Consider the following 21,927-nt stretch of genomic DNA (forward strand, 5'->3'; position numbering starts at 1 on the left):
GGGCCTGGCACCTCCCCGGGCCCCGCGTCGTGCGTCAGGCGCTTCGGCGCACCCCGGGAGAGACCGTGAACCGCGCGACCGCCCAGAACAGCGCGAGCGTCACCAGCGCCATCACGGCGACCAGGGTGGCGCCGCCCACCACCTTCTCGTAGTTCCTCTGGTAGAGACCGTCGATGATGTACCTGCCGAGGCCGCCGAGACTGACGTAGGCGGCGATGGTGGCGGTGGAGACGATCTGGATGGCGGCCGAGCGCAGCCCGCTGAGGATCAGCGGCAGCGCGACCGGGAACTCCACCCGGAAGAGGATCCGTGACTCCTGCATGCCCATGCCCCGCGCGGCGTCCACCGGGGAGGGGTCGACGGAGCGGACGGCCTCGTAGGTGGTGACGAGGATCGGTGGGATGGCGAGCACGACCAGCGGGATCATCACCGGCACCACGCCGAACCCGAGCAGGATGAACAGCAGCACCAGCAGACCGAAACTGGGCAGCGCCCGCCCGGCGGTGGCGATCAGGGCCAGGACGTTGCCGCCGCGTCCGTAGTGGCCGGTGACCAGGCCGACCGGCAGGCCGATCGCGGCCGCGATGGCGAGCGCCTCCAGGGTGAACTGGATGTGCTCCCACACGCGGGTGGGTATGCCGTCGTATCCGTGCCAGTGGGCGCCGTCGCTGAAGAAGGCGTGGACGAAGTTGAGCACGTTCACCGGGCGTCCTCCAGGGCGGGCACGGTCGCGTCGGGACCGGCCGCCGCCGGCTTGCGCCGCCTGCTGCGTGTGCCGCTCGGCATCCAGGGGGTCAGCAGCAGACGTACGAGGACCAGCGCGGCGTCGGCCAGGATCGCCAGGACCGCCGTGGTGATCACGGAGTTCCAGGCGAGCTCGGGCCGATGGTAGATGTTCGCGTCGTTGAGGAGGTTGCCCAGTGCGCCCTGGTTGCCGATCAGCATGCCGACGCTGACCAGGCTGATGCTGGACACGGTGGCCACACGCAGCCCGGCGATGATCGCGGGGACGGCGATCGGCAGCTGCACCTGGAGGTAGCGGCGCACAGGCCCGAAGCCCATGGCCGTGGCCGCGGCCAGCGTCTCCTGCGGGACCGATCGGACGCCGTCCACGATCGCCGGGACGAGCACCACCAAGCTGTACACGGCCAGCGGGATCATCACGGTGAGTTCGGTCTGGCCGGTGTAGTCGATGAGGACCACGAAGAAGGCCAGCGACGGAATGGCGTACAGCACGGTCGTCACACCCAGGACCGGCGGGTACAGCCAGCGGAACCTCACACACAGCTGGGCGACCGGCAGGGAGACGAGCAGGCCGGCCAGGACCGGCAGCAGGGCCTCCCGCAGATGCAGACCGACGAGGCCGAGCCAACTGTGCTGGAGGTCGCTCGGGATGTCGAAGAACCCGCTCATCCCGCGACCTTCTCGTCCCGCTCCTGCGCCGCATGGGCGTTGCGGATCGCCTCACCGATCGTCTGCTGCGACACGACCCCGACGACCCGGCCGTCGCCGTCCACCGCCACGGCCCAGCCGGTGGGCGAGAGCACCGCGCAGTCGAGCGCGGCACGCAGCGAGTCCTTGCCGTGCACGAACGGCCGCCCGTAGGACAGCAGTCGGCCGGCCTCGATCCTCCCCGCGGCCAGATCCCCGGGTTCGCTCCAGCCGAGCGGCCTGCCCTCGAGGTCGGTGACCAGCAGGTACGGAACGTCCGGCCCCCCACGGGAGGCGATCTGCTCGGCGGAGGAGTCGACGGCGACGATCGGGGTCTTCTTCAGCTCCAGGGCCTCGGAGGTGAAGAAGGACAGCCGCCGGATGCCGCGGTCCGTGCCGAGGAAGTCCTCCACGAACGAGTCGGCCGGGGACGACAGCAGCTCGGCCGGCGGCGCGAACTGGGCGAGCCTGCCTCCGGTCCGCATCACGGCGACCATCGTCCCGAGCCGGATCGCCTCGTCGATGTCATGGGTGACGAAGACGATGGTCTTGCCCAACTCCTCCTGGATACGCAGCAGCTCTTCCTGCAGCCCCTTGCGCACGATCGGGTCGACGGCGGAGAACGGCTCGTCCATGAGCAGCACCGGCGGGTCCGCGGCTAGCGCCCGGGCCACACCGACGCGCTGCTGCTGGCCGCCGGAGAGCTGGTACGGGTAGCGCTTGGCGAAGGAGGGGTCCAGGCCGACCCGTTCCATCAGCTCGCGGGCTCGCTCCCGGGCCTTGTCCTTGCTCCAGCCGAGCAGCCGGGGCACGGTCGCGATGTTGTCGACGACGGTGCGGTGCTGGAAGAGGCCGGCGTTCTGGATGACGTAACCCATCGACCTGCGCAGCGAGTTCACCGGCTGGCGGCTGATGTCGACTCCGTCGAGGGTGATCGTGCCCTCGCTCGGCTCGATCATCCGGTTGATCATGCGCAGGGTCGTCGTCTTGCCGCAGCCCGAGGGGCCGACGAGGACGGTGATCGAGCGGTCCGGTATCTCCAACGACAACCGGTCGACCGCCACCGTGCCGTCCGGGTACCGCTTGGTGACTGAATCTATCCGTATCAAAGCGCCGAATACCCTTCGGGTGTGGCAGAAGCGACGATGTCCCGGCCGATGTCGCGAGGGCCGTTGCCGGGAGAGTGTAGACGCCGAGTGTTGCGGCGCCGTGGCGGGTGACGTGCCCGAAGTCGGTGGGGCCTGTGGTGCGGGACCGTGCGACACGCTGGTCCGGGCCCCCGGGACGCGCCCGAACCGGCCGTCCCGACCACGCCGGGAGCGTTCGCCGTGTCGCCCCGCCGTCACCGTCGGCGGACGTGCGGACAGTCTGGAGGCCCACCGCGTCCCGGACTCCGGAGTGTGCGCGAACCTCATGACCACGGCTGGATCACGACCCTCGCCTCCACCGCGCAATGCGCCGCACAGGTCAGGAGCGGGGGCCTCGGCCGTCACCGAAGGTCCCGGGGCCGGACCGGTCGGCCGAGGCGATCAACTGGTCGATCAGGGCGAGCAGAACGTCCCTGCACGACCCCCGCTCCCGCGCGTCGCACAGCAGCACCTGGGCGTGTTCCGGCAGGGCCAGCGCGTCCCGGATCGTCTCGGGCGGGTAGGGATGGCGCCCGTGGAAGCCGTTGACGCCGACGACGAACGGGATGCCCCGGCGCTCGAAGAAGTCGATGGCGGCGAAACTCGACTCCGGGCGGCGGACGTCGATGAGGACCACGGCGCCCAGCGCACCGATGGCCAGGTCGTTCCACATGAACCAGAACCGCTGCTGACCGGGTGTGCCGAAGAGGTACAGCACGAGCTCCTGGCCGATCGTGATCCGGCCGAAGTCGAGGGCCACGGTGGTGGCCCGTTTCTCCTCGACGCCTGCGAGGTCGTCGACGTCCAGTCCGGCGACGGTGAGCGCTTCCTCGGTGGACAGCGGGGTGATCTCGCTGACCGAGCCGACCATGGTGGTCTTGCCGACGCCGAACCCCCCGGCGATCAGGATCTTCACCGTGTCGGGCGCTGACGGCGGCCGGACGGCGGTGTCAGAGTCGGCCAAGGCCGTCCCTCACTTTCTGCAGCATCTCCAGGTCCGGGGTGCGGGAGAGGGGGTGCGGCGGACGGACGGTGATCCGCCCCGCCTCCAGCAGATCGCAGAGCATGATCACGACCACGCTCACCGGGAGGTCGAGAAGGGCGGCGAGCTCCGCCACCGCGATCGGCTCGGCGCACCGCTTCAGGATCCGCGTGTGCTCGGGCTGCGGCCGGCTGCCCCACTCGGGCGGCGGGTCCACCGCCGTCACGGTCGAGATGAGGGTGAAGTCGGCGCGGGTGGGCCGGGTCCGTCCGCCGGTCAGCGTGAACGGCCGGACGAGCCGGCCCGCCGCGTCGCCTCCGTTCACCTCTCGCCGCTGCCGGAGCCGGCGCCGTCTCCGCGTGGTGCCGCACTCAAGTGCTCGCCGATCTTTTTCACCAGCATGTTCATCTGGTACGCCACCACACCGACGTCGGCGCCCGGTCCGGTGAGGACGACGAGATGGGTGCCTGCCCCGGCCGAGGTGAGGATGAGATAGCTGCGGGCCAGCTCGATGAGCGCCTGTCGCACCGGGCCGCCGCCGAAGTCCAGGCTGACCCCCTTGCTGAGGCTCATCAGACCGGACGCGGTCGCCGCCAGCCGTTCGGCGTCGTCGCGCGGGAAACCCGTGGACTTGCTGACGACCAGTCCGTCCTCGGAGAGCACCACGGCGTGGTTGACGTCGGCGACCCGGTCCACGAGTCCGGTCAGCAACTGGTCGAGCTGTGTGTGCGTGGCGGGGATGGGGCGTGTCATGTCGGTGTCCTTCACGAGCGGTCGGCGGGCGGGGTCGAGGGGACGGGTGGTCCTGCGGCACGGACGCCTTCGCCGGGACCGGACCGGGCGGCGGCCTCCTCCCGGTCCGGCTCCTCCGGGTCGTCCAGGTCCCACGGGGCGTCGTCGCGCGCCAGGCGCGTGCCGCGCTGGAAGCCGGCGAGGGAGGAGGCGGCGCGGTCGGCGGTGAACTCGTCCCGGCGGGCGTCCTCCTCGGCGGGCGCGGCCTCCTCCCGCAGTTCGGCGGCCAGACTCGTCTGCGGCACCCGGCGCGGCAGGGGCGCGGCCTCTCCTGCGGCCGCACCCTCGGTGGAGGGCGCGGCGGAGGGTTCGGCGCCGAGGTGCCCGGGCCTCCGCCCCGGCACCTCGGACGGCGTCTTCCGGGAGGACGGGCTCTGCCGCACCACGATGTCGTGCGGGACGAGGACGATCGCCGTGGTCCCCCCGTACGGCGAGGGACGCAGCGTCACCCCGATGCCGTGCCGGGTGGCGAGCCGGGCGACCACGAACATGCCGAGCCGCAGATCGTCGGCGAGCGCCACCACGTCGAACTGCGGGGGCGCCGCGAGTTGCTCGTTGAGCTGGGCGTAGTCGTCCTCCGGCATGCCGAGGCCGCGATCCTCGATCTCGATCGCGAGCCCCTTGGCCACCACCGCCGCCCGCACCCCGACGGGGCTGGGCGCGGGCGAGTACACGGTCGCGTTGTCGATCAGCTCGGCCAGCAGGTGGATCACGTCGGCCACCGCGGGCGGGGAGAGGTACACGTCCTCCTCGGTGTGCACCTCGACCCGCTGGTATTCGGCGACCTCGCCGACGGCGCTGCGCAGGATGTCGACCAGCGAGACCGGTTCGCTCCAGTGGCGCCGGGGCCGCTCACCGCTGATGATGACGAGGTTCTCCTCGTAGCGGCGCAACTGGCTGGCGGTGGAGTCGAGTTCGTACAGCCCTTGGAGGACGTCCGGGTCCTGGTGGCGGCGTTCCAGCGCATCGAGCTTGCTGAGCTGGAGGTTGACCAGGTTCTGGCTCTGCCGGGCGATACCGAGGATGACCTTCTGGAAACCGCGCCGGGTGTCGGCGAGTTCGACCGCCGTGTGCACGGCCGTGCGCTGGGCGGTGTTGAACGCCTGGGCGACCTGGCCGAGTTCGTCGTCGCCGTAGTCCAGCGGCGGGGTCGCCGACTCCACGTCGACCTTCTCCCCCCGGTCCAGCCGGGCGACCACGTCGGGCAGCCGGTCCTGCGCCAGGCCGAGCGTGGCGGCCCTCAGGCCCCTCAGCCGCCGGGACAGGGACCGGGTGATCCGCCAGGACATGCCGACGCACAGCAGCAGTGCGGCCAGGCCGGCCGCGCTGAGGAACCCGGCCTTGATCAGCAGCCCGTCGGACCTCTCGGCACTGCGGTCGAGCAGGAGCGCCGTCTGCTGCCGGATCAGCGTCGCGTACTGGTCGGAGAGCCTGGTCATCGCCGTGCTCCATCGTTTCCGCGCGTCCGGCAACGCCATCCCGTGCGAGCCGCCGGTCCTCACGCGTGCCGCGAGCACCTGGTCCTCGACGGTCTGCAGGGCATGCCACTGCGCCGACTGCAGGATCCTTTCGGTCTCGGTCTTCGTACTGCCCTCGAGCGAGGGGACGATCTGGTCCTCGACCAGCCAGCGGCGGGCGTGGACCAGCTGTGCGAACCGGTTCCAGGTCGTGTCGTCCAGGTGCCCGGACGGCCAGGCCAGGGTGAGCTGTGCGTCCTCCTGGGAGACCAGCTCGGCGGCGTGCTCCAGCGCGACGAGCGGTTCCGCCTGCGAGGTGAGATCGCCGTCGTCGACCTGGGAGAGCTCCTGGAAGGCGTGCACCTGGTCGTCGATGATGGCGGTGTACTGGTCCACGGCCTGCCCGGCGGTGATGTCGGTCGGGTGGTCCACCTGGTCCCGGTAGTACTCCAGGCTGCCCACCGACGCGACGACCGAGTACATGCGGTCCCTGATGCGGGCGGGCGCCCTCTTGATCGCGTCGGCCTGGTCCACCAGTTGTGCCACCGCCGTGTCCGTCTTCGCCCGCTGTGCGTCGAGGGCGGCCCGGGAGCCGTGCGGCGCGGCCAGCCACGCCGCCGACAGGCTGCGTTCCTGCTGCAGTGCGAGTGCCGCCTCGGTGCCCATGGCACCGGTCGACCTGCTCAGCTCCGTCTGCGAGCGCAACCTCAGCCCCTCGGACAGCATCTGGGTCGTCGTCACGGTCCAGATGACGGCGAGGGTGACGCTGGGCACCAGAGCCAGCAGGATCAGGGAGAGGCGTATGGAGGCGAGACGGCGCCGGAGAGCTGTCGGAGTCCGTCGAGACATCGTCGTCCTAGAGCGAACCGGGGAACGGGGGGGTGGGGACGAACGCGGGGTGACTGCGTGTCCGATGCGGCACAGGGGGTGCGCAGGATGCTATCCGCACATCTGACCCAACGCACCGAGAGCCGCGGAATCGACGCGAGATCGACCCCCGGCACGGCGTCCGCTCAGCGCGTGCCGTCGGCCGCGAGTCTCGCCACCGATGCGACGTTCGCCTTGGTCACGAACGCCGGACCGGTGAGCACCGGCGCGACGCCGCCTCCGCTGACGTTGCCGTTGGACTTGTAGAGCCAGAGCGCGTCGACGGCGAGATAGCCCTGCAGATAGGGCTGTTGGTCGACCGCGAACTGCACGTCGCCGTCCTGCACGGCCTTGACCAGGTCCTTGTTGAGATCGAAGGTGGCGACACGGGCCCTGCTGTCCGCCTGCCGCACGGACCGGACGGCGGCAAGGGCGAACTGCGCGCCCAGCGTGACCACTTCGTCGATGCCCGGGTCCTGCCGCAGCCTGGCCGCGACCGACTCGGTCAGGGCGTTCGTGTCGGTGCCGTCCACATAGAGCATGTCGGTGTCGCCGCCGAACGCCTTCTTCACGCCGGCGCAGCGCGCCTCCAGGGCCACGTTGCCCCGCTCATGGATGACACACAGGGCGTGGTGGGCGCCGAGACCGTCCAGCTTGTCGCCCACGGCCCGGCCCGCGAGGCTCTCGTCCTGGCCGAAGTACTCGAGGACGCCGTCGGAACGCCAGGCGTCGATACCGGAGTTGAGACCGACGACCGGTATGCCGGCCGCCCTGGCCTCGCCGATCGGGCCCTTCATGGCGTCCGGTTTGGCGAGCGTCAGCGCGATGCCGTCGGCGCGGTCCCGGATCGCCTCCCGCACCAGTTCCGCCTGACCCGCCGCATCGGGGTCGTTCGCGTACGTCAGGTCGGCGCCGTCCTTCGCCGCCGCCGCCTCCGCACCCTTCTTCACCAGCTCCCAGAACGCGTCCCCCTCGGCTCCGTGGGTGACCAGGGTGACTCTGAGCCCCGCGGCACCGGGCACCTTCGCGTCCGAGCCGGACGGGGAGTCACCGGAGCCGGTGCAGCCGGCCATGAGCAGGCAGACGACGGCGGCGCAGGCGACGGCCGTCGCCCGTGCGGATCCGCGGAGGGGGTGGGGTGTGGGAGGAGTCTTCATGGGGGTGCGGCACCTCGCTGTGCAGCCGAGCAGGAGGAAGGCTGGGCCGGAGCAAATCGCGGGTGACCGCCGGTGGTCAAGTCGGCTACCCCTTGTAGCGGTTGTTGCCGCCGCATTGTGACGTGGCCGGTGGGCCGGCCGTCCACCGCGGCCACCCGGCGCCGCGTGCCCTGTCCATGCGAAGGCCCCCACGGCTCCGGGGAGCCGAGGGAGCCTTCGGACGTGCTCAGCCCTCGTCGGGCGTCAACCGCATCGAGATGCTGTTGATGCAGTACCGCTGATCGGTCGGCGTGGGATAGCCCTCGCCCTCGAAGACGTGCCCCAGATGCGATCCGCAGCGGGCGCAGCGCACCTCGGTGCGGACCATTCCGTGCGAGCGGTCCACCAGCAGCTCCACCGCTTCGGTGTCCTTCGGGTCGTAGAAGGACGGCCATCCGCAGTGGGACTCGAACTTCGTGTCCGAGGTGAACAGTTCCGCGCCGCAGGCCCGACAGGAGTAGACGCCCTTGGTCTTGGTGTCGGTGTACTCACCCACGAAGGCGGGTTCCGTGCCGGCCTGGCGCAGTACCGCGTACTCCGCCGGGGTCAGCTCCGCCCGCCACTGCTCGTCCGGCTTGTCGACGTCGTACGACATGTAGGCCAACCCCTTACTTCCGTGTCACTTCTGTGCGAGACGTTCCAGGATCCGCGGGCCGAGGTCGGTGACGTCGCCCGCTCCCATGGTGAGAACGAGATCGCCCTGCTTCGCCATTCCCGCCACGACCGCGGGGGCCTCCGCCTTGTCGTGGACGGCCCGCACGTCCGCGCCGGCCGTCCGCGCCGCATCGATGATCAACTCACTCGTCACGCCGGGGATCGGGTCCTCACGGGCCGGGTAGATGTCCAGGACCACCGAGGCGTCCGCCAGCGCGAGCGCCTCGCCCATCTCCTTGCCCAGCTCCTGGGTGCGGGAGAACAGGTGGGGCTGGAAGAGCACCAGGATGCGGGCCTCGCCGGCCGCCGCCCGCATCGCCTCCAGGTCCGCCGTCATCTCCGTCGGGTGGTGCGCGTACGAGTCGATCACCTGGACGCCCGACTCCTCGCCCTTGAGCTGGAGACGGCGCTTCACGCCCGTGTAGGCCCCGAGGGCCGACGCCAGCTCGGCCGCCGGGACACCCAGCGCCACGCCCGCGGCCAGCGCCGCCACGGCGTTGTGCGCGTAGTGGCGGCCGGGGACGGAGACCGTGAAGGTCAGCCGGGAGCCGCCGAGGTCCACCGTCACCTCGCTCTTCAGTCCCTGCGGGACCACGGAGAGGATGCGGACGTCGGCGTCCTGCGACTCCCCGTACGTCACCGTCCGCACCGATCCCGCCAGCCGTCGCGTCAGCTCGCGTGCGCCCTCGTGGTCGGCCGCCACCACCAGCGTCCCGCCGGGCACGATCCGGCCCGCGAAGGTCTGGAAGGACTCGTAGATCTCCTCCATGGACGCGTAGTTCGCGTGGTGGTCGAGTTCGACGTTGAGGACGATCGCGACCTCGGGCGCGTACTTGTGGAAGCTGCGGTCGCTCTCGTCGGCCTCGGCGACGAAGATGTCGCCCTCGCCGTGCAGCGCGTTGGAGCCGGGGGCGTCCAGGTCGCCGCCGATCGCGTAGGACGGCGAAAGGCCAAGCTCGGTCAGGGACACCGCCAGCATCGACGTCGTCGTCGTCTTGCCGTGGGTGCCGGCGACCGCGATCGGGCGCAGGCCGTCCATCAGGCGTGCCAGGGCGTCCGAGCGGTGCACCACGGGGATGCCCAGCTCCGCCGCCCGCGCCAGCTCCGGGTTGTCGGCCCGGATGGCGGAGGAGACGACGACGCAGCCGGCGTCGTCGGCGAGATGCTCGGCCGCGTGACCGATGTGCACCGTCACGCCCAGCGCGCGCAGGGCCTCGGCGGTGGGCGAGTCCTTGGCGTCACTGCCCGCCACCACGGCGCCACGCTGGGCGAGGATCTTCGCGATGCCCGACATTCCGGCGCCGCCGATGCCGATGAAGTGCGGTCGGTCCATGGCGGTGGGGATGCCGGGTGCCATGCGTGTCTCCTGAGTGCTGGTACGGCGTGCGTTCAGCGTCCCAGCCTATTGCGTGCCGTCCGGGTCGACGTACACCGACCGGTCACTGCGCCTTGCTGTGCGAGAACAGCTTCAGCACCGGCACGCCCACCTTGTGCCGGGCTCTCGACGCCCAGTCGCGGTGGAAGAACTCCTCCACGTAGTGGGGGTCGGTCAGCACGATCACCTCGTCCGCGCCGATCTCCGCGACGAGCGCCTTGAGCGCGTCCAGCGGATGGTCCTCGATGAGCCTGCCCTCGGCCTCGCTGCCCGCCGCGTGCAGAGCGGCAAGGGAGACGTCCAGCGCCTGCCGCCCCAGGGCCGCGGCACTCCTGCCCTCGGGCGTGTCCCGCTCGTGCGCCGCCTCGTCCAGCTCACCCAGGGCGATGTCGTCGATGGCCCGCAGCAGGCGGTCCGCCTGGTCGCCGCGGGGCTGCAGCAGCACGTGGAAGGTGACCGACTCGTCACCGTGCAGGGTGGTGACGAATTCCACGTCGGCGGATGTGAGGGCCTTCTCGATCATCAGTACGCTCGTGAACACGACGGGCGCCCCTTCTTCTCTTCGAATCCTTGAGAACCCCGGCGGGCCTCTGCTGCGCGGGCCCTTCGAGGTCTTGCGGAAACCATCCTGCCCCGTGATCGGACGGGCACCACGAGATTGAGTGTGCCCATCGGGAAATAAACGGAACGGGAGATTCCATAACATGCCGGAAGATCCCCGAAAAACCGGTACATAGGGGTCCGATTCCGCAGAGATCATGACGTCATCTCGGCTGGTCGCGGCAGTAGCGGCCGAACAGGAAGCCTTCCTCCTCCAGCAGCGACACCAGCGTGAACCGCCGGGGCACCGCGACCGAGGGACCCCCGGCGATCCGCTGCGCGTCGCCCGCCGTGAGCATCGGGGAGACGGTCAGACAGAGCTCGTCGAGGACCCCGGACGCCACCAGCTGCCCCAGCAGGCGCGGGCCGCCCTCGGTGAGCAGCCGGCTCATGCCGAGGTCCGCGAGGGCGCGTACGGCACGGACCGGGTCCACCCCCATGCCGTCCCCGGCGATCACCACCCGGGCGCCGGCCCGCTCGGCGGCGGCCACCCGGTCGGGCGCCGCCGCGGCACCGGTCAGCACCAGCGTGGGCACCAGGGGCGAGCTGAACAGCGGCTCGGAGAAGTCCAGCTCGAGGCTCGCGCTCACCACGGCGATCGCGGGCGCCGGTCCCTGCCCGGCGGCCTTCCGCAGCGCCGCGAAGGCTTCCCGTTCGCGCGCCGGGCGGTATCCCTCCTGCCGTACCGTCTGCGCGCCCACGACCACCACGTCCGCGAGCCCCCGCAGTGTGCCGAAGATCCGCATGTCGGCGGCGTTCGAGATGGGCTGGGAGCGGCCGTCGTGCTGGGCGGCCCCGTCGAGGGTGGAGACCATGTTGGCCCGCAGCCACGGCTCCCGGCCGCCCGTACCGGTCTCGGGGTAGGCGTACGCCGCGGCCAGTTCCTCCGGCGTCCACTCGCGGTCGCCGGGCGGGACGGCAGGGCCGGCGCCCGCAGTCGCACCACCCGGTCGGGCCACTGTCTCGTCGGTCACAGGGAACAGGCGTCGCATGCCGAGCAGTGTGGCACGGCGCTTAAGCTGGTGAACCGTGTCGTCCTCCACCGCCGCCTCCGGGATCGAGCCGATAGCCGAAACGGCTCCGCTCTCCCTGTCCTCCCGCGAGCCGCACGTCCCCGCCGACCGGCTCGTCGCCGAAATGGTGCCGCCGCCGCGCTTCGACTCGGTCCGCTTCGCGACGTACATTCCGGACCCGAACCAGCCCAGCCAGAGCGAGGCCGTCCACGTCCTCGAGGACTTCGCCGGGGGGCTCGCCGGCGCGCACGCGGTGTCCGCCGGGCGCTCGTTCTTCGGCTTCGGGAAGGCCAGGGCGAAGGCGCCCGCCGGTCCCCGCGGCGTCTACCTCGACGGCGGGTACGGCGTCGGCAAGACCCACCTGCTCGCCTCCTTGTGGCACGCGACCCCGGCCGCTCCCTCGCTGAAGGCCTTCGGCACCTTCGTGGAGCTCACGAACCTGGTCGGCGCGCTGGGCTTCCAGCAGACGGTCCGCACGCTCTCCGGCCATCGCCTGCTGTGCATCGACGAGTTCGAGCTCGACGACCCGGGCGACACCGTCCTCGTCTCCACCCTGCTCGGCAAGCTCGTCGACGCGGGCGTCGCCCTGGCGGCCACCTCCAACACCCTGCCGGGCAAGCTCGGCGAGGGCCGCTTCGCCGCCGCGGACTTCCTGCGCGAGATCCAGGGCCTGTCCGCGCGCTTCCGCACGCTGCGCATCGACGGCGAGGACTACCGCCACCGCGGTCTGCCCGAGGCCCCGGCGCCGTACAGCGACGAGCAGGTGGCCAAGGCGGCGTACGCCACCCCGGGCGCCTCGCTCGACGACTTCCCGCACCTGCTGGAGCACCTCGCGCATGTGCACCCGAGCCGGTACGGCGCACTGACCGACGGCCTCAGGGCGGTCTGCCTGACCGACGTCGGGCCGGTGCCGGACCAGTCCACCGCACTGCGGCTCGTGGTGCTCGCGGACCGGCTCTACGACCGCGAGGTGCCGGTACTGGCCTCCGGAGTGCCGTTCGACAAGCTGTTCAGCGACGAGATGCTGAACGGCGGCTACCGCAAGAAGTACTTCCGCGCGATCTCCCGCCTCACGGCGCTCGCCCGGGACGCGAAAGGTTTCGTCGAGGCGTAACAGAACCAAACGGATGTGCACCACCGGCGCGTTCCGGCCATCCTCACCTCGATTTTTGGGCTCTCCTTTACCTGAAGCGCGAAGTTGACCCTGCAAACGCGCAAGCCGGGTTAACGTGTTCGCCGAGGCACCTACGACGGACGCTCATGGCGGGGAGGGGAGGTCATGGGACGAGGCACGGCGGTCCGGTTCACTCCCGCGATTCTCTCCGCCGTCCTGCTGGCCCTGTATCTCCTCGCGCCCTCCGCGTCCCCCGCCTCGGCGCACAAGCCCCGTGCGACCGCCGCCGCAACCCCGGAAGCGGTCATGAGCAAGCGCGCTGACGAGGCCGTCACCCGCGGTGGTCTCGGACACTCCCCGGGCCCCACAGGTCCGCTGCGCACCCGCGACCGCCACCGCGCATCCGCGGACGCGGTTCCGGAGCCCCCCGCGCCCACGCGGCAGGCGGGCGACATCACCGACGGGCGGCCGCCGACCGCGCACCGCACCGCACCGGGCATATCAAGACCGTCAACCGCTCATTCTCCCGCGGCACTTCAGGTGTTCCGCCGCTGAGCTGCTCCCCGGGTACGGACTGACCCGACCCTCCCCTCACCACGCCACGTTGGCCGAGCGCGTCGACGTGGGGTCATGTCGCCGTACCCGCATCTGCCACGTTCTCGTACGCCGACGCGCCATCCGAGGCGCGCCAGGAGGAACTGACAATGCAGCCCCTCATCGATCACGCCCGTGCGCACGGACAGCGCCCGGAGGACTTCGCCCCGCTGGCCGACGGCCAGTCGCCCGAGGTCCTGTTCATCACCTGCTCGGACTCCCGGGTGGTCCCCGCGCTGATCACCGGAGCCCGGCCCGGTGAGCTCTTCGAACTGCGCACCGCCGGCAACATCGTGCCCCCGTACGTCTCCGACCGCCCCACCGGCGAAGCGGCCACCATCGAGTACGCCGTCGAGGTGCTCGGCGTCGGTGACGTCGTCGTCTGCGGCCACTCCCACTGCGGAGCCGTCGGCGCGCTGGTGCGCGGCGACGACCTCACCGCGGTGCCGGCCGTGCGTGACTGGCTGGCGCACGCCGCACCCGAACCACAGGCGTCCGACGCCGACGACCCGACGGTCGCCGAGGCCGTCCAGAACCATGTGCTCGCGCAGTTGCTGCGCCTGCGGTCCTACCCGTGTGTCGAACAACGCCTGGCCACGGGCCGGCTGCGTCTGCACGGCTGGTACTACGAGGTGCACACCGGTGCGGTACGCACACACAGCGCCTCCACCGACACGTTCGAAGCGCTGTGAGCGGGCCGATGACCGCACTGCGCGGATTACCGCATCTCAAAGGGGACTTCGCCGCCTCCCTCGTCGTCTTCCTCGTCGCGCTACCGCTGTGCGTGGGGGTGGCCGTCGCCTCCGGCGTACCCGCCGAACTCGGCCTGGTCACCGGCATCGTGGGCGGCATCGTCACCGGGCTGATGCGCGGGAGCAGCCTCCAGGTCTCCGGGCCGGCGGCGGGGCTGACCGTGCTGGTCTTCGAGGCGGTGCGGGAGTTCGGGCTCCCGGTGCTGGGCGCGATCGTGCTCGCCACCGGTGTGCTCCAGCTCCTCATGGGCGCCCTGCGGCTGGGGCGCTGGTTCCGGGCGATCTCCGTCTCCGTGGTGGAAGGCATGCTGGCCGGCATCGGTCTGGTGCTGGTCGCCGGGCAGCTGTACTCGGTGGCCGGGCAGCAGGCCCCCGCATCCGGCCCGGAGAAGCTGGCCGGACTGCCCGGGGCGCTGGCCGGCGCCGTCGCGAACACCGAGGCGCTCCCCGCACTCGCCCTCGGTGCCGGCACCATCGCCGTCCTCCTGCTGTGGCCGTACCTGCCCCGCGTGGTGCGGGCGGTGCCCGGGCCCCTCGCTGCGGTGGCGCTCGCCACCCTCGCCACCGCCGTCCTCGGACTGCGGGTGGCCACGGTCGAGGTCAGGGGACTGCTGGACTCCGTCCACCCACCGTCCCTTGACGCCCTCGGTGAACAGGCGAGTGTCGGCCTGCTCGGCACGATCGTCGCGTTCACCCTGATCGCCTCGGCCGAGTCGCTGTTCAGCGCCGCCGCCGTGGACCGGCTGCACAACGGTCCACGCACCGAGTACAACAGGGAGCTGATGGCCCAGGGCGCCGGCAACACGGTCTGCGGGCTGCTCGGCGCGCTGCCCATGACCGCGGTGATCGTGCGCAGCGCGGCCAACGTCCAGGCCGGTGCCAGAACCAAGGCCTCCCGGGTGCTGCACGGCGTGTGGCTGCTGCTGTTCGCGGCACTGCTGCCGTCCGTGCTGGCGCACATACCGATCCCCGCGCTGGCCGGGATCCTCGTGTACTCCGGCGCCAGGCTCGTCCCCGTGCGGCAGCTCGTCACCCTGTGGCGGGAGCACCGGGGCGAGGCGTTCATCCTCGTGGTCACCGCGCTGTCGATCGTCGCGGTCAGTATGTTCGAAGGGGTGCTCATCGGCCTTGCCCTCGCCGTTGCGAAGACCGCCTGGGAGGCCTCGCACATCAGGCTGGAGGTCGTCGACAAGGGCGCGGGCCCGGTCCAGGCGCATCTGTCGGGCAACGCGACCTTCCTGCGGCTGCCGAAGATCCTCGACAGCCTGGAGGCGCTTCCCCAGGACCGTCCCGTCGAGCTGGACCTGTCGGGACTGCACCACCTCGACCACGCCTGCCGTACGGCCCTGGAGAACTGGGCGGAACGGCACAGCGCGGCCGGGACGGAGCCGGTGCGGATGACGTCCGGCCGCTGACGGCGCACAACCGTTCCGCCCCTGCGGGGCGAGGGCCTGCCGGCATCGCTCCGGTGGCCCTCGCCTCGTGGGCTTCGACGGAATTATGGTGGCAAGTACAGACATACCTGGCCTCTCGACGAGGAGGTCGTCATGATCCAGGAGCTGGTGGGTGCCTTGGTGGCGGCGGGCGCCGTCGGGCTCGTGGGCCTCGCCGCCGCGGCGCGGGTCATCAAGCAGTACGAGCGTGGCGTGGTCTTCCGGTTCGGACGGCTTCTCGGGTCCCCCAGGGCGCCGGGCTTCACCGTGATCGTTCCGGGAGTCGACCGGATGCACAAGGTGAACATGCAGATCGTCACGCTGCCCATCCCCGCCCAGGAAGGCATCACGCGGGACAACGTGACCGTACGGGTGGACGCCGTCGTCTACTTCAAGGTGGTCGACGCGGCGAACGCGCTCATCCAGGTGGAGGACTACCGGTTCGCGGTCTCGCAGATGGCACAGACCTCGCTGCGCTCGATCATCGGCAAGAGCGATCTGGACGACCTGCTCTCCAACCGGGAGAAGCTCAACCAGGGGCTCGAGCTGATGATCGACAGTCCGGCCATCGGCTGGGGTGTGCAGATCGACCGGGTCGAGATCAAGGACGTGTCCCTGCCCGACACGATGAAGCGTTCGATGGCCCGGCAGGCGGAGGCCGACCGTGAGCGCCGCGCACGCATCATCAACGCGGACGCGGAGCTGCAGGCCTCCAAGAAGCTGGCCGAGGCCGCCGGGGTGATGTCCGAACAGCCCGCCGCGCTCCAGCTGCGGCTGCTGCAGACCGTGGTCGCGGTCGCGGCCGAGAAGAACTCCACCCTTGTGCTGCCGTTCCCGGTCGAACTGCTGCGCTTCCTCGAACGGGCGGCGCCCCCGGACGGAGCGCAGGGCCCCGACGAAGGCCGGTCCTCGCCGGCGCCGACTGCCGAGGAGAAGGCGACTTCCACGCCCTCGACGGCACCGAAGCCCTTGGAGAAAGCCGCGCCCTCGCCGGCGGACGCGGTCGCGTCGGCGGCCGATCGACCCGTCGAACAGGTGCCGGCACCCGAGGCGGCCCCGGAGCCCGAGCCGACCGCACTGCGGTCCGGCCCCACAGCCGACGGCTCCCCGTCGGCCCAGCCGTAGATCTGGACCGGCCACCTGCGCAGAAGCGCACGGCGGCCGGGGAATTGAGAGGCGCCCCTGCACGCCGCCTGCGAGGTTCTGCGACATGCAGCGCGCCCATGTGTCCACGACGACGCCGGAGAGTGTCCCGGCGCGCTGACAGACGACCGAAGGTCGAAGCCCCGGGGCGAGTGCCCCGGGGCTTCGCCGTGTGTGGCCCCCTCGCCCCCGACGAGAGGAGACCACGATGCACGACCACCGCCGCCTCGGCCGTGAACTCGATCTGTTCGACACCGACCCGCTGGCTGGCGCCGGCCTGCCGTACTGGCTGCCCGACGGCGCCGTCGTACGGCACACCCTCGAGGAGTACGTGCGCGACCTGGAACGCCGTGCGGGGTATCGGCACGTGTACTCGCCGGTCCTCGGCAAGCGGGAGCTGTACGAGATCTCCGGGCACTGGGCGCACTACAGCGACGACATGTTCCCGCCCATGGATCTGGGCGGCGAACAGGTCGTGCTGCGCCCGAGCCTGTGTCCCCACCACGCCCTCATCTACCGCTCCCGCCCGCACAGCTATCGGGAGCTTCCCCTGCGGATCGCGGAGTTGGGCGGCATGTACCGCTCCGAGCTGTCCGGGGTGCTCGGCGGACTGACCCGGGTCCGGGCCATCCAGCTGAACGACGCGCATGTCTTCTGCACCCTGGACCAGGTGCTCGAGGAAGCGGAAGCGGCGCTGCGCATGATCGGCGAGGCCCATGCGGCGCTCGGCATCCGCCCGGCCCGGCACCGGCTGTCGCTGCCGGGCCCCGGTGGCAAATACGTCGCGGATCCGGACCTGTGGCGCCGGGCATCGGCGATGCTGCGCGAGGTCCTGGACCGTGCCGGTATCGCCTACGAGGCGGTGGAGGGCGAGGCCGCGTTCTACGGCCCCAAGATCGACGTCCAGATCGCCGATCCGGCGGGTCGGGAGACCACCCTCTCCACCGTGCAGATCGACCTCCATCAGCCGGAGCGCTTCGATCTGCGCTACACCGGCCCCGACGGCGCCCGTCACCGCCCGGTGATGGTCCACCGCAGCGTCATCGGCAGCCTGGAACGTGCCGTCGCCCATCTTCTCGAGGTGCACGCCGGCGCCTTCCCCGCCTGGCTCGCCCCGGTCCAGATCGTCGTCCTGCCCGTCTCCGACACCGAGTCCGAGGATGCCGCACGGCTGGTGGAGCGGTGTCTGGAGCGAGGGCTGCGGGCCCGGTCGGCCACCTCCGAGGAGGGCACCCTCGGCGCGCGCGTCCGGGCGGCACGCCTGGTGCCCTACTAAGCGGTCATCGGAGCCCGGGAGGCCGCGGTCGATCATGTCTCGCTGCGCCTGCGGGACGGCCGGCGCCTGGAGGCGCAGCCCGCCGAGGGAGTACTGCACCGTGTCGGCGGGCTCGTCGCCCGCCGATCCGTCGGCCTCTGGGACGCGTGACACGGGCGGGCCACGACGCGGGGGTGGCACCCCGGAGCGCCACCCTTCGTCGTGGCCCGTGGCCGCCCCCGACAACGGCAACCATCCGCCGGGCTGGCCGACCAGCCGTCGACATGGGCGCAGGCCCGCTGCGAAGATCGACCGCTTGTCGGCAAAGACGCCCACTCTTCGCCGAAGCCGACGCCCCAACGGAAAGGCCGACCCCTGGTCGAACCGGACCGGGCGGCCGCCCCCGCAACGCCAACCGCCCACGAGGAAGGCCGACCATCCGTCGGCAACACCGCGGAACCACCGCGATCATCGGCCGTCCGTCGACAAAAGCCGCCCGTCGATCGCCGAAGCCGACGTCACGGCGGAACACCGACCGCCCGTCGGCCACACCGGCGCCCCCACGACCAGGACCGGCCGGCCCCGAAACCCCGAACGACCACGTCCGCCCGACCACACCACCGGCCGGGCGGCGGGAAGGCCGAGCGCGGTTCGACGACACCGGTGATGCCACGCCAATGCCGCACATCGTCCGCGAAAACCGGCCTTCGTCCGGCGATTCGACAAGCGTGTCGGATGCGCCGCCGCGGACACCCGCCGTCGACGTGGAACCGACCCGTGAGGAACGGCGCGCCCGGTCCGTGGCCGACGGATCGCCACAGCCGGGCGGGTGGATTCGTTTCCGTCGCGGCCCGGCACACACGCAAGGTCGGCTTTTCCGATGATGTGTGCCTCTACGTTCGTACGGTGATCCTTCTCGTCCGGCGTATCGCCGCTCTGTGCGTCATCGGTGCGGCGCTGGCCGCCTGCGGAGGCCCCGGCACATCTCTGCGCCCCGCGCCGCACTCGGCTCCGCTCCCGGCACCACCCTCGTCGGCGGCACGGCCGGTCACGCTCGCCCCGGCGCCCGAGGGGCTGACGCCGGTCTTCACGAAGGCCACCACGCGGGAGAGGGTCCTCGCCCTCACCTTCGACGCGGACCAGGACGCGGATGCGGGACCACGGACCGCGGCGGCGGGTGGCCGCATCGGCCTTCCGCGGCTGGTCGGGGCGCTGCGGGACCTGAAGGTGCCGGCGACCGTGTTCATGACCGGCCGATGGGCCGACGAGAACCACCAGGAGGCGCGGGCGATCGGCCGGGACCCGCTCTTCGAGGTGGCAGGCCGCTCCTACGGCGAGTCCTCCTCCGCCGGCGACTGCGAGGGGCTGCCCGTCCTGCCGGCGAAGACGATGCGCTCGGACGTGGAGCGCACCTTCACGGCGATCCGCACCGCGGGCGTGCCCCGTCCGATGCCGTACTTCCGCTTCCCCGGCGGCTGTCACGACACCCTGGCGCTGCGCGCCATCGGTTCGCTCGGTGTCACGGCGGTCCAATGGGACGTGACGGCCGGGGACGCACCCGCGACGGACGCCGCCTCGGCCGTGCGGCAGGTGGTGGACGGGGTACGGCCGGGTTCCGTCGTCGCCCTGCACGGCACGGGCGGATCGGCGGCGCAGAGCGAACAGGTGGTCAGGGCCGTGGTGCCCGAGCTGCGTGGACGCGGCTACCGGTTCGTCAAGGTCTCCGAGCTGATCCGGATGTCCGGCGTGCGGAGATAGGGGCCCGCGCCACGATGGGGCCCGGGCCTCGGCTCGGGCCCTAGGCTTGCCGTATGAGCGACTACTGCGACACGGAGGCACCCGCACCGGTGCCCGGAGCGGGCGGGCCGCCGTTCGCCGACTGCGTGCTGTGCCGGGAGCCCACGGAGTACCCGGAGTCGTACAAGGGGATCACGCTCTGTCCGGTCTGCGAGTGGCAGGAGGCGCAGCGCACGGCCTGCTCCGGATGACCGCGCGGGGCACTTCGGTGGCCGCCGCTCTCCTCCGGAATGACCGGATCATCCGCCTGGCAGACTTGACGTCGTGAGCAGTGACCAGACCCCCTCGGCGTCGCCGGAATCCCCGCACGACGACCGGACCGGCCGCGCCGGCCAGGACAGCCCCTTCCGCTCCGAGCGCACCCCGCGCGACGAGGTCCCGCAGTTCGTGCTGCCGCTCGTCGTACGCGTCGAGCGTGCCGTTCCCCCGGCGCGTACGGACGCGCTGGAGACCGCGGCGCGGGCCGTGCTCGTGATCCTCAGCGACGAACGGTCGCAGGGCGAGGGCGCATGGGCCCGGGTGATCCGGGACTGGCAGGACGCGCGGATCCGCAAGGTGGTACGGCGGGCGCGCGGCGCGGAGTGGCGCCGGGCCGAGGCGCTGCCGGGCATCACGGTCACGGGCAAGTCGGCCGAGGTCCGTGTCTTCCCGCCCGTCCCGCTGGACGGCTGGCCCAAGGATCTCGCCCGGCTCCAGGTCTCCGGCACGGACCTCGACGACGCGGAGCCGCCGGTCGAGGCCGACGCCACGGCTCCCGTGCTGTGGCTCAACCCCGGCCTGGAGATGTCGGCGGGCAAGGCGATGGCCCAGGCGGGGCACGGAGCCCAGCTCGCCTGGTGGGCGCTGCCCGACGAGGAGCGCGCAGCGTGGCGCGACGCGGGCTTCCCGCTGGCCGTCCGTACCGCGGACCCATCCCACTGGGCCGAACTCACCTCGTCCGGACTGCCGTTGGTGAAGGATGCCGGCTTCACGGAGATCGCCCCGGGCAGCTGCACGGTGGTGGCGGACCATCCGGCACTGCGCCACGGCTGATCGGTACGGAAACCCGGTCGGTCGACGGGCCCGGGACCTCGACCGGGCGCCGACCGTCGGCCGGAGCTCGGTCGGCCGACGGCGAGGATCGCCACCGGTTTCCCGACGCCCGAAGGGGTGGTCCGGAGACCGGGGCCGGCCGTCAGCCCGGTCTGCCCCCGGTGTACGTGTAGGCGCTCACCCACGTGATGTCCATCTGCGCCCATGAACCCGGCGCCGCGTACGCCCCGTACAGGGCGCTCTCGTTCTGCAGGATCCAGCTCAGCGGCCGCGCCGCGACACCCCTGCTGTCGCTGAGCAAGAGCCTGCCGTCCAGGTAGTAGCGGGCGAGCCCGGGTGTCCACTCCAGGCCGACCGTGTGCCACTCGGTGAAGGGCCGGCCGGAGTCGGCCACGCCCTGTGCGCGTCCGTCGCACGGGTGGTGGAAGAAGTGGACGGTGTCGACCCACGACTGCTCGTACATGTCCATCTCGCAGCCGCCTCCGTAGAGGAGCCAGGCGCTCTTGTATCCCGGCGCGGCCTTCACGACCCGCACCCGGGCGCTGTACTTCCCGTACGTCTGCCGCATCACCCTGCGCGGTACGACGGCCGCGACATGGAGGTCGCCCCCGGACGCCGGACGGTACATGCGGATGTGCATACGGCCGTCGCCGTCCGCGGCGGGGCCGACCCACACGGTGTCGTCGGCCCGGTACTCACCCCCGAGCACGCGGTTGTTGCCGTTGGAGTGGTTGCGCGGATGGGCGGTGTCGTACCAGCCACGGGGGTAGGCCCACCAGTCGGCGCGGTAGGAACCGGTGAGGCCGCCGCAGTGCGCGTTGGGGGTGTCGGCGTCGTGGTCGCAGTCGCTGAAGGAGCCGAGCGGCACCACGTCACCGTCGAAGTCCTCGGCGAACACCTGGTGGAAGGGGCCGCAGTCGCCGCGTGGCATGGCGTCCGCGGTGGTGTGGCAGGCGTCCTCGGACGGCGGCACCGCGGTCGCCGGCGGCACGGTGAGGGACGCCTCCAGCACGGCCGTCACCAGGGCCGCGGCACCGCGCAGGCGGTACCGGCGGCGGGGTCGGCTCCTCATCCTCTGCTCCTCACTGCCGGCCGCGACCGGCACGGCGCCGGCCTCGTGCCCGTGGACGGGGCAGGGCGACGTACGGCCTCCACCAAGGTCTTCCTGGCGGCGGGGCCCGGCGGCTCGGCCGTTCGGGTCGAACCGCGCGGCGGGACAGCGCCCTCCCCCCTGTGAAGGGCCATCGGCCGGACCGGCACCCACCGCCGGGCCCCGGACCGGTTCCACGCATCGGTCCCGCGGGAGCCGATCC

21 protein-coding genes and 1 pseudogene are annotated in these 21,927 nt (G+C 71.7%); 9 read left to right on the plus strand and 13 right to left on the minus strand.

Annotated features, from left to right (window positions below):
- Window positions 1-34 precede the first annotated feature (34 nt).
- The 12 genes from RCR19_RS09315 to RCR19_RS09370 all read right to left on the minus strand — a co-directional run bounded on the left by RCR19_RS09315 (window position 35) and on the right by RCR19_RS09370 (window position 11,473).
- Window positions 35-703, minus strand: coding sequence for an ABC transporter permease (locus tag RCR19_RS09315; protein ID WP_331264715.1), 669 nt, complete (start codon window positions 701-703; stop codon window positions 35-37).
- Entirely contained in the window at window positions 700-1,413 is a 714-nt protein-coding gene (locus RCR19_RS09320; protein WP_059132237.1) for an ABC transporter permease subunit, read from the minus strand. The genes RCR19_RS09315 and RCR19_RS09320 overlap by 4 nt, the downstream gene beginning before the upstream one ends.
- The gene (locus RCR19_RS09325) at window positions 1,410-2,540 is read right to left on the minus strand and encodes an ABC transporter ATP-binding protein (protein ID WP_331264716.1); all 1,131 of its coding nucleotides are present in this window, start codon (window positions 2,538-2,540) and stop codon (window positions 1,410-1,412) included. Before RCR19_RS09325 ends, RCR19_RS09320 begins: the two co-directional genes overlap by 4 nt.
- A gap of 358 nt (window positions 2,541-2,898) precedes the next feature.
- The gene (locus RCR19_RS09330; protein ID WP_331264717.1) at window positions 2,899-3,522 is read right to left on the minus strand and encodes an ATP/GTP-binding protein; all 624 of its coding nucleotides are present in this window, start codon (window positions 3,520-3,522) and stop codon (window positions 2,899-2,901) included.
- Window positions 3,509-3,865: a DUF742 domain-containing protein gene (locus RCR19_RS09335; RefSeq protein WP_331264718.1), complete on the minus strand. Its 357-nt coding sequence runs from the start codon at window positions 3,863-3,865 to the stop codon at window positions 3,509-3,511. The genes RCR19_RS09330 and RCR19_RS09335 overlap by 14 nt, the downstream gene beginning before the upstream one ends.
- Window positions 3,862-4,293, minus strand: coding sequence for a roadblock/LC7 domain-containing protein (locus RCR19_RS09340; protein ID WP_331264719.1), 432 nt, complete (start codon window positions 4,291-4,293; stop codon window positions 3,862-3,864). Before RCR19_RS09340 ends, RCR19_RS09335 begins: the two co-directional genes overlap by 4 nt.
- Window positions 4,294-4,304: 11 nt before the next feature.
- On the minus strand, window positions 4,305-6,638 hold the full coding sequence (locus tag RCR19_RS09345; protein WP_331264720.1) for a nitrate- and nitrite sensing domain-containing protein: 2,334 nt from the start codon (window positions 6,636-6,638) through the stop codon (window positions 4,305-4,307).
- Window positions 6,639-6,802: 164 nt separating this feature from the next.
- On the minus strand, window positions 6,803-7,813 hold the full coding sequence (locus RCR19_RS09350) for a substrate-binding domain-containing protein (RefSeq protein ID WP_331264721.1): 1,011 nt from the start codon (window positions 7,811-7,813) through the stop codon (window positions 6,803-6,805).
- A 226-nt stretch (window positions 7,814-8,039) separates the two neighbouring features.
- Window positions 8,040-8,447, minus strand: coding sequence for a peptide-methionine (R)-S-oxide reductase MsrB (gene msrB / locus RCR19_RS09355; protein ID WP_059132279.1), 408 nt, complete (start codon window positions 8,445-8,447; stop codon window positions 8,040-8,042).
- Between the two features lie 24 nt (window positions 8,448-8,471).
- Window positions 8,472-9,863, minus strand: coding sequence for a UDP-N-acetylmuramate--L-alanine ligase (gene murC, locus RCR19_RS09360; RefSeq protein WP_331264722.1), 1,392 nt, complete (start codon window positions 9,861-9,863; stop codon window positions 8,472-8,474).
- 82 nt (window positions 9,864-9,945) lie between these two features.
- Window positions 9,946-10,422, minus strand: a complete 477-nt coding sequence (locus RCR19_RS09365; RefSeq protein WP_331264723.1) for an indole-3-glycerol phosphate synthase — start codon at window positions 10,420-10,422, stop codon at window positions 9,946-9,948.
- Between the two features lie 223 nt (window positions 10,423-10,645).
- Window positions 10,646-11,473: a pyrimidine reductase family protein gene (locus RCR19_RS09370; RefSeq protein ID WP_331264724.1), complete on the minus strand. Its 828-nt coding sequence runs from the start codon at window positions 11,471-11,473 to the stop codon at window positions 10,646-10,648.
- A gap of 37 nt (window positions 11,474-11,510) precedes the next feature.
- Between RCR19_RS09370 and zapE the strand changes: the two genes are divergently transcribed.
- From zapE to RCR19_RS09415, 9 genes and pseudogenes are all read left to right on the plus strand, one after another.
- Window positions 11,511-12,608 carry a cell division protein ZapE gene (gene zapE, locus RCR19_RS09375; RefSeq protein ID WP_331264725.1) on the plus strand — a complete coding sequence of 366 codons (1,098 nt, stop codon included), beginning with the start codon at window positions 11,511-11,513 and terminating at the stop codon, window positions 12,606-12,608.
- Between the two features lie 165 nt (window positions 12,609-12,773).
- On the plus strand, window positions 12,774-13,163 hold the full coding sequence (locus RCR19_RS09380) for a hypothetical protein (protein WP_331264726.1): 390 nt from the start codon (window positions 12,774-12,776) through the stop codon (window positions 13,161-13,163).
- 149 nt (window positions 13,164-13,312) lie between these two features.
- Window positions 13,313-13,894 (plus strand): carbonic anhydrase, encoded by a 582-nt coding sequence (locus RCR19_RS09385; protein WP_331264727.1) that lies wholly within the window; start codon window positions 13,313-13,315, stop codon window positions 13,892-13,894.
- 8 nt (window positions 13,895-13,902) lie between these two features.
- Window positions 13,903-15,369, plus strand: coding sequence for a SulP family inorganic anion transporter (locus RCR19_RS09390; protein ID WP_331264728.1), 1,467 nt, complete (start codon window positions 13,903-13,905; stop codon window positions 15,367-15,369).
- 132 nt (window positions 15,370-15,501) lie between these two features.
- A complete protein-coding gene (locus RCR19_RS09395; RefSeq protein WP_331264729.1) occupies window positions 15,502-16,512 on the plus strand; it encodes an SPFH domain-containing protein in 1,011 nt (336 codons plus the stop codon).
- A gap of 190 nt (window positions 16,513-16,702) precedes the next feature.
- Window positions 16,703-17,956, plus strand: a pseudogene (thrS, locus tag RCR19_RS09400) (threonine--tRNA ligase).
- A gap of 735 nt (window positions 17,957-18,691) precedes the next feature.
- Entirely contained in the window at window positions 18,692-19,543 is an 852-nt protein-coding gene (locus RCR19_RS09405; RefSeq protein ID WP_331264730.1) for a polysaccharide deacetylase family protein, read from the plus strand.
- Between the two features lie 53 nt (window positions 19,544-19,596).
- A complete protein-coding gene (locus RCR19_RS09410) occupies window positions 19,597-19,773 on the plus strand; it encodes a hypothetical protein (protein ID WP_331264731.1) in 177 nt (58 codons plus the stop codon).
- Window positions 19,774-19,846: 73 nt separating this feature from the next.
- On the plus strand, window positions 19,847-20,614 hold the full coding sequence (locus RCR19_RS09415; RefSeq protein WP_331264732.1) for an aminoacyl-tRNA hydrolase: 768 nt from the start codon (window positions 19,847-19,849) through the stop codon (window positions 20,612-20,614).
- 142 nt (window positions 20,615-20,756) lie between these two features.
- Here the strand turns inward: RCR19_RS09415 and RCR19_RS09420 are convergent, their stop codons facing one another.
- Window positions 20,757-21,686: a glycoside hydrolase family 16 protein gene (locus RCR19_RS09420; RefSeq protein ID WP_331264733.1), complete on the minus strand. Its 930-nt coding sequence runs from the start codon at window positions 21,684-21,686 to the stop codon at window positions 20,757-20,759.
- Window positions 21,687-21,927: the final 241 nt, after the last annotated feature.

Origin of the sequence: Streptomyces sp. WAC07094, assembly GCF_036320405.1 — a bacterium.
Lineage (GTDB): Bacteria > Actinomycetota > Actinomycetes > Streptomycetales > Streptomycetaceae > Streptomyces > Streptomyces lannensis.

Coding starts and splice junctions, on each gene's coding strand:
- RCR19_RS09320 (WP_059132237.1), bottom strand. CDS start 1,413: ATGAGCGGGTTCTTCGACATCCCGAGCGACCTCCAGCACAGTTGGCTC.
- RCR19_RS09340 (WP_331264719.1), bottom strand. CDS start 4,293: ATGACACGCCCCATCCCCGCCACGCACACACAGCTCGACCAGTTGCTG.
- RCR19_RS09345 (WP_331264720.1), bottom strand. CDS start 6,638: ATGTCTCGACGGACTCCGACAGCTCTCCGGCGCCGTCTCGCCTCCATA.
- RCR19_RS09350 (WP_331264721.1), bottom strand. CDS start 7,813: ATGAAGACTCCTCCCACACCCCACCCCCTCCGCGGATCCGCACGGGCG.
- msrB (WP_059132279.1), bottom strand. CDS start 8,447: ATGTCGTACGACGTCGACAAGCCGGACGAGCAGTGGCGGGCGGAGCTG.
- murC (WP_331264722.1), bottom strand. CDS start 9,863: ATGGCACCCGGCATCCCCACCGCCATGGACCGACCGCACTTCATCGGC.
- RCR19_RS09370 (WP_331264724.1), bottom strand. CDS start 11,473: ATGCGACGCCTGTTCCCTGTGACCGACGAGACAGTGGCCCGACCGGGT.
- RCR19_RS09380 (WP_331264726.1), top strand. CDS start 12,774: ATGGGACGAGGCACGGCGGTCCGGTTCACTCCCGCGATTCTCTCCGCC.
- RCR19_RS09385 (WP_331264727.1), top strand. CDS start 13,313: ATGCAGCCCCTCATCGATCACGCCCGTGCGCACGGACAGCGCCCGGAG.
- RCR19_RS09390 (WP_331264728.1), top strand. CDS start 13,903: ATGACCGCACTGCGCGGATTACCGCATCTCAAAGGGGACTTCGCCGCC.
- RCR19_RS09395 (WP_331264729.1), top strand. CDS start 15,502: ATGATCCAGGAGCTGGTGGGTGCCTTGGTGGCGGCGGGCGCCGTCGGG.
- RCR19_RS09410 (WP_331264731.1), top strand. CDS start 19,597: ATGAGCGACTACTGCGACACGGAGGCACCCGCACCGGTGCCCGGAGCG.
- RCR19_RS09420 (WP_331264733.1), bottom strand. CDS start 21,686: ATGAGGAGCCGACCCCGCCGCCGGTACCGCCTGCGCGGTGCCGCGGCC.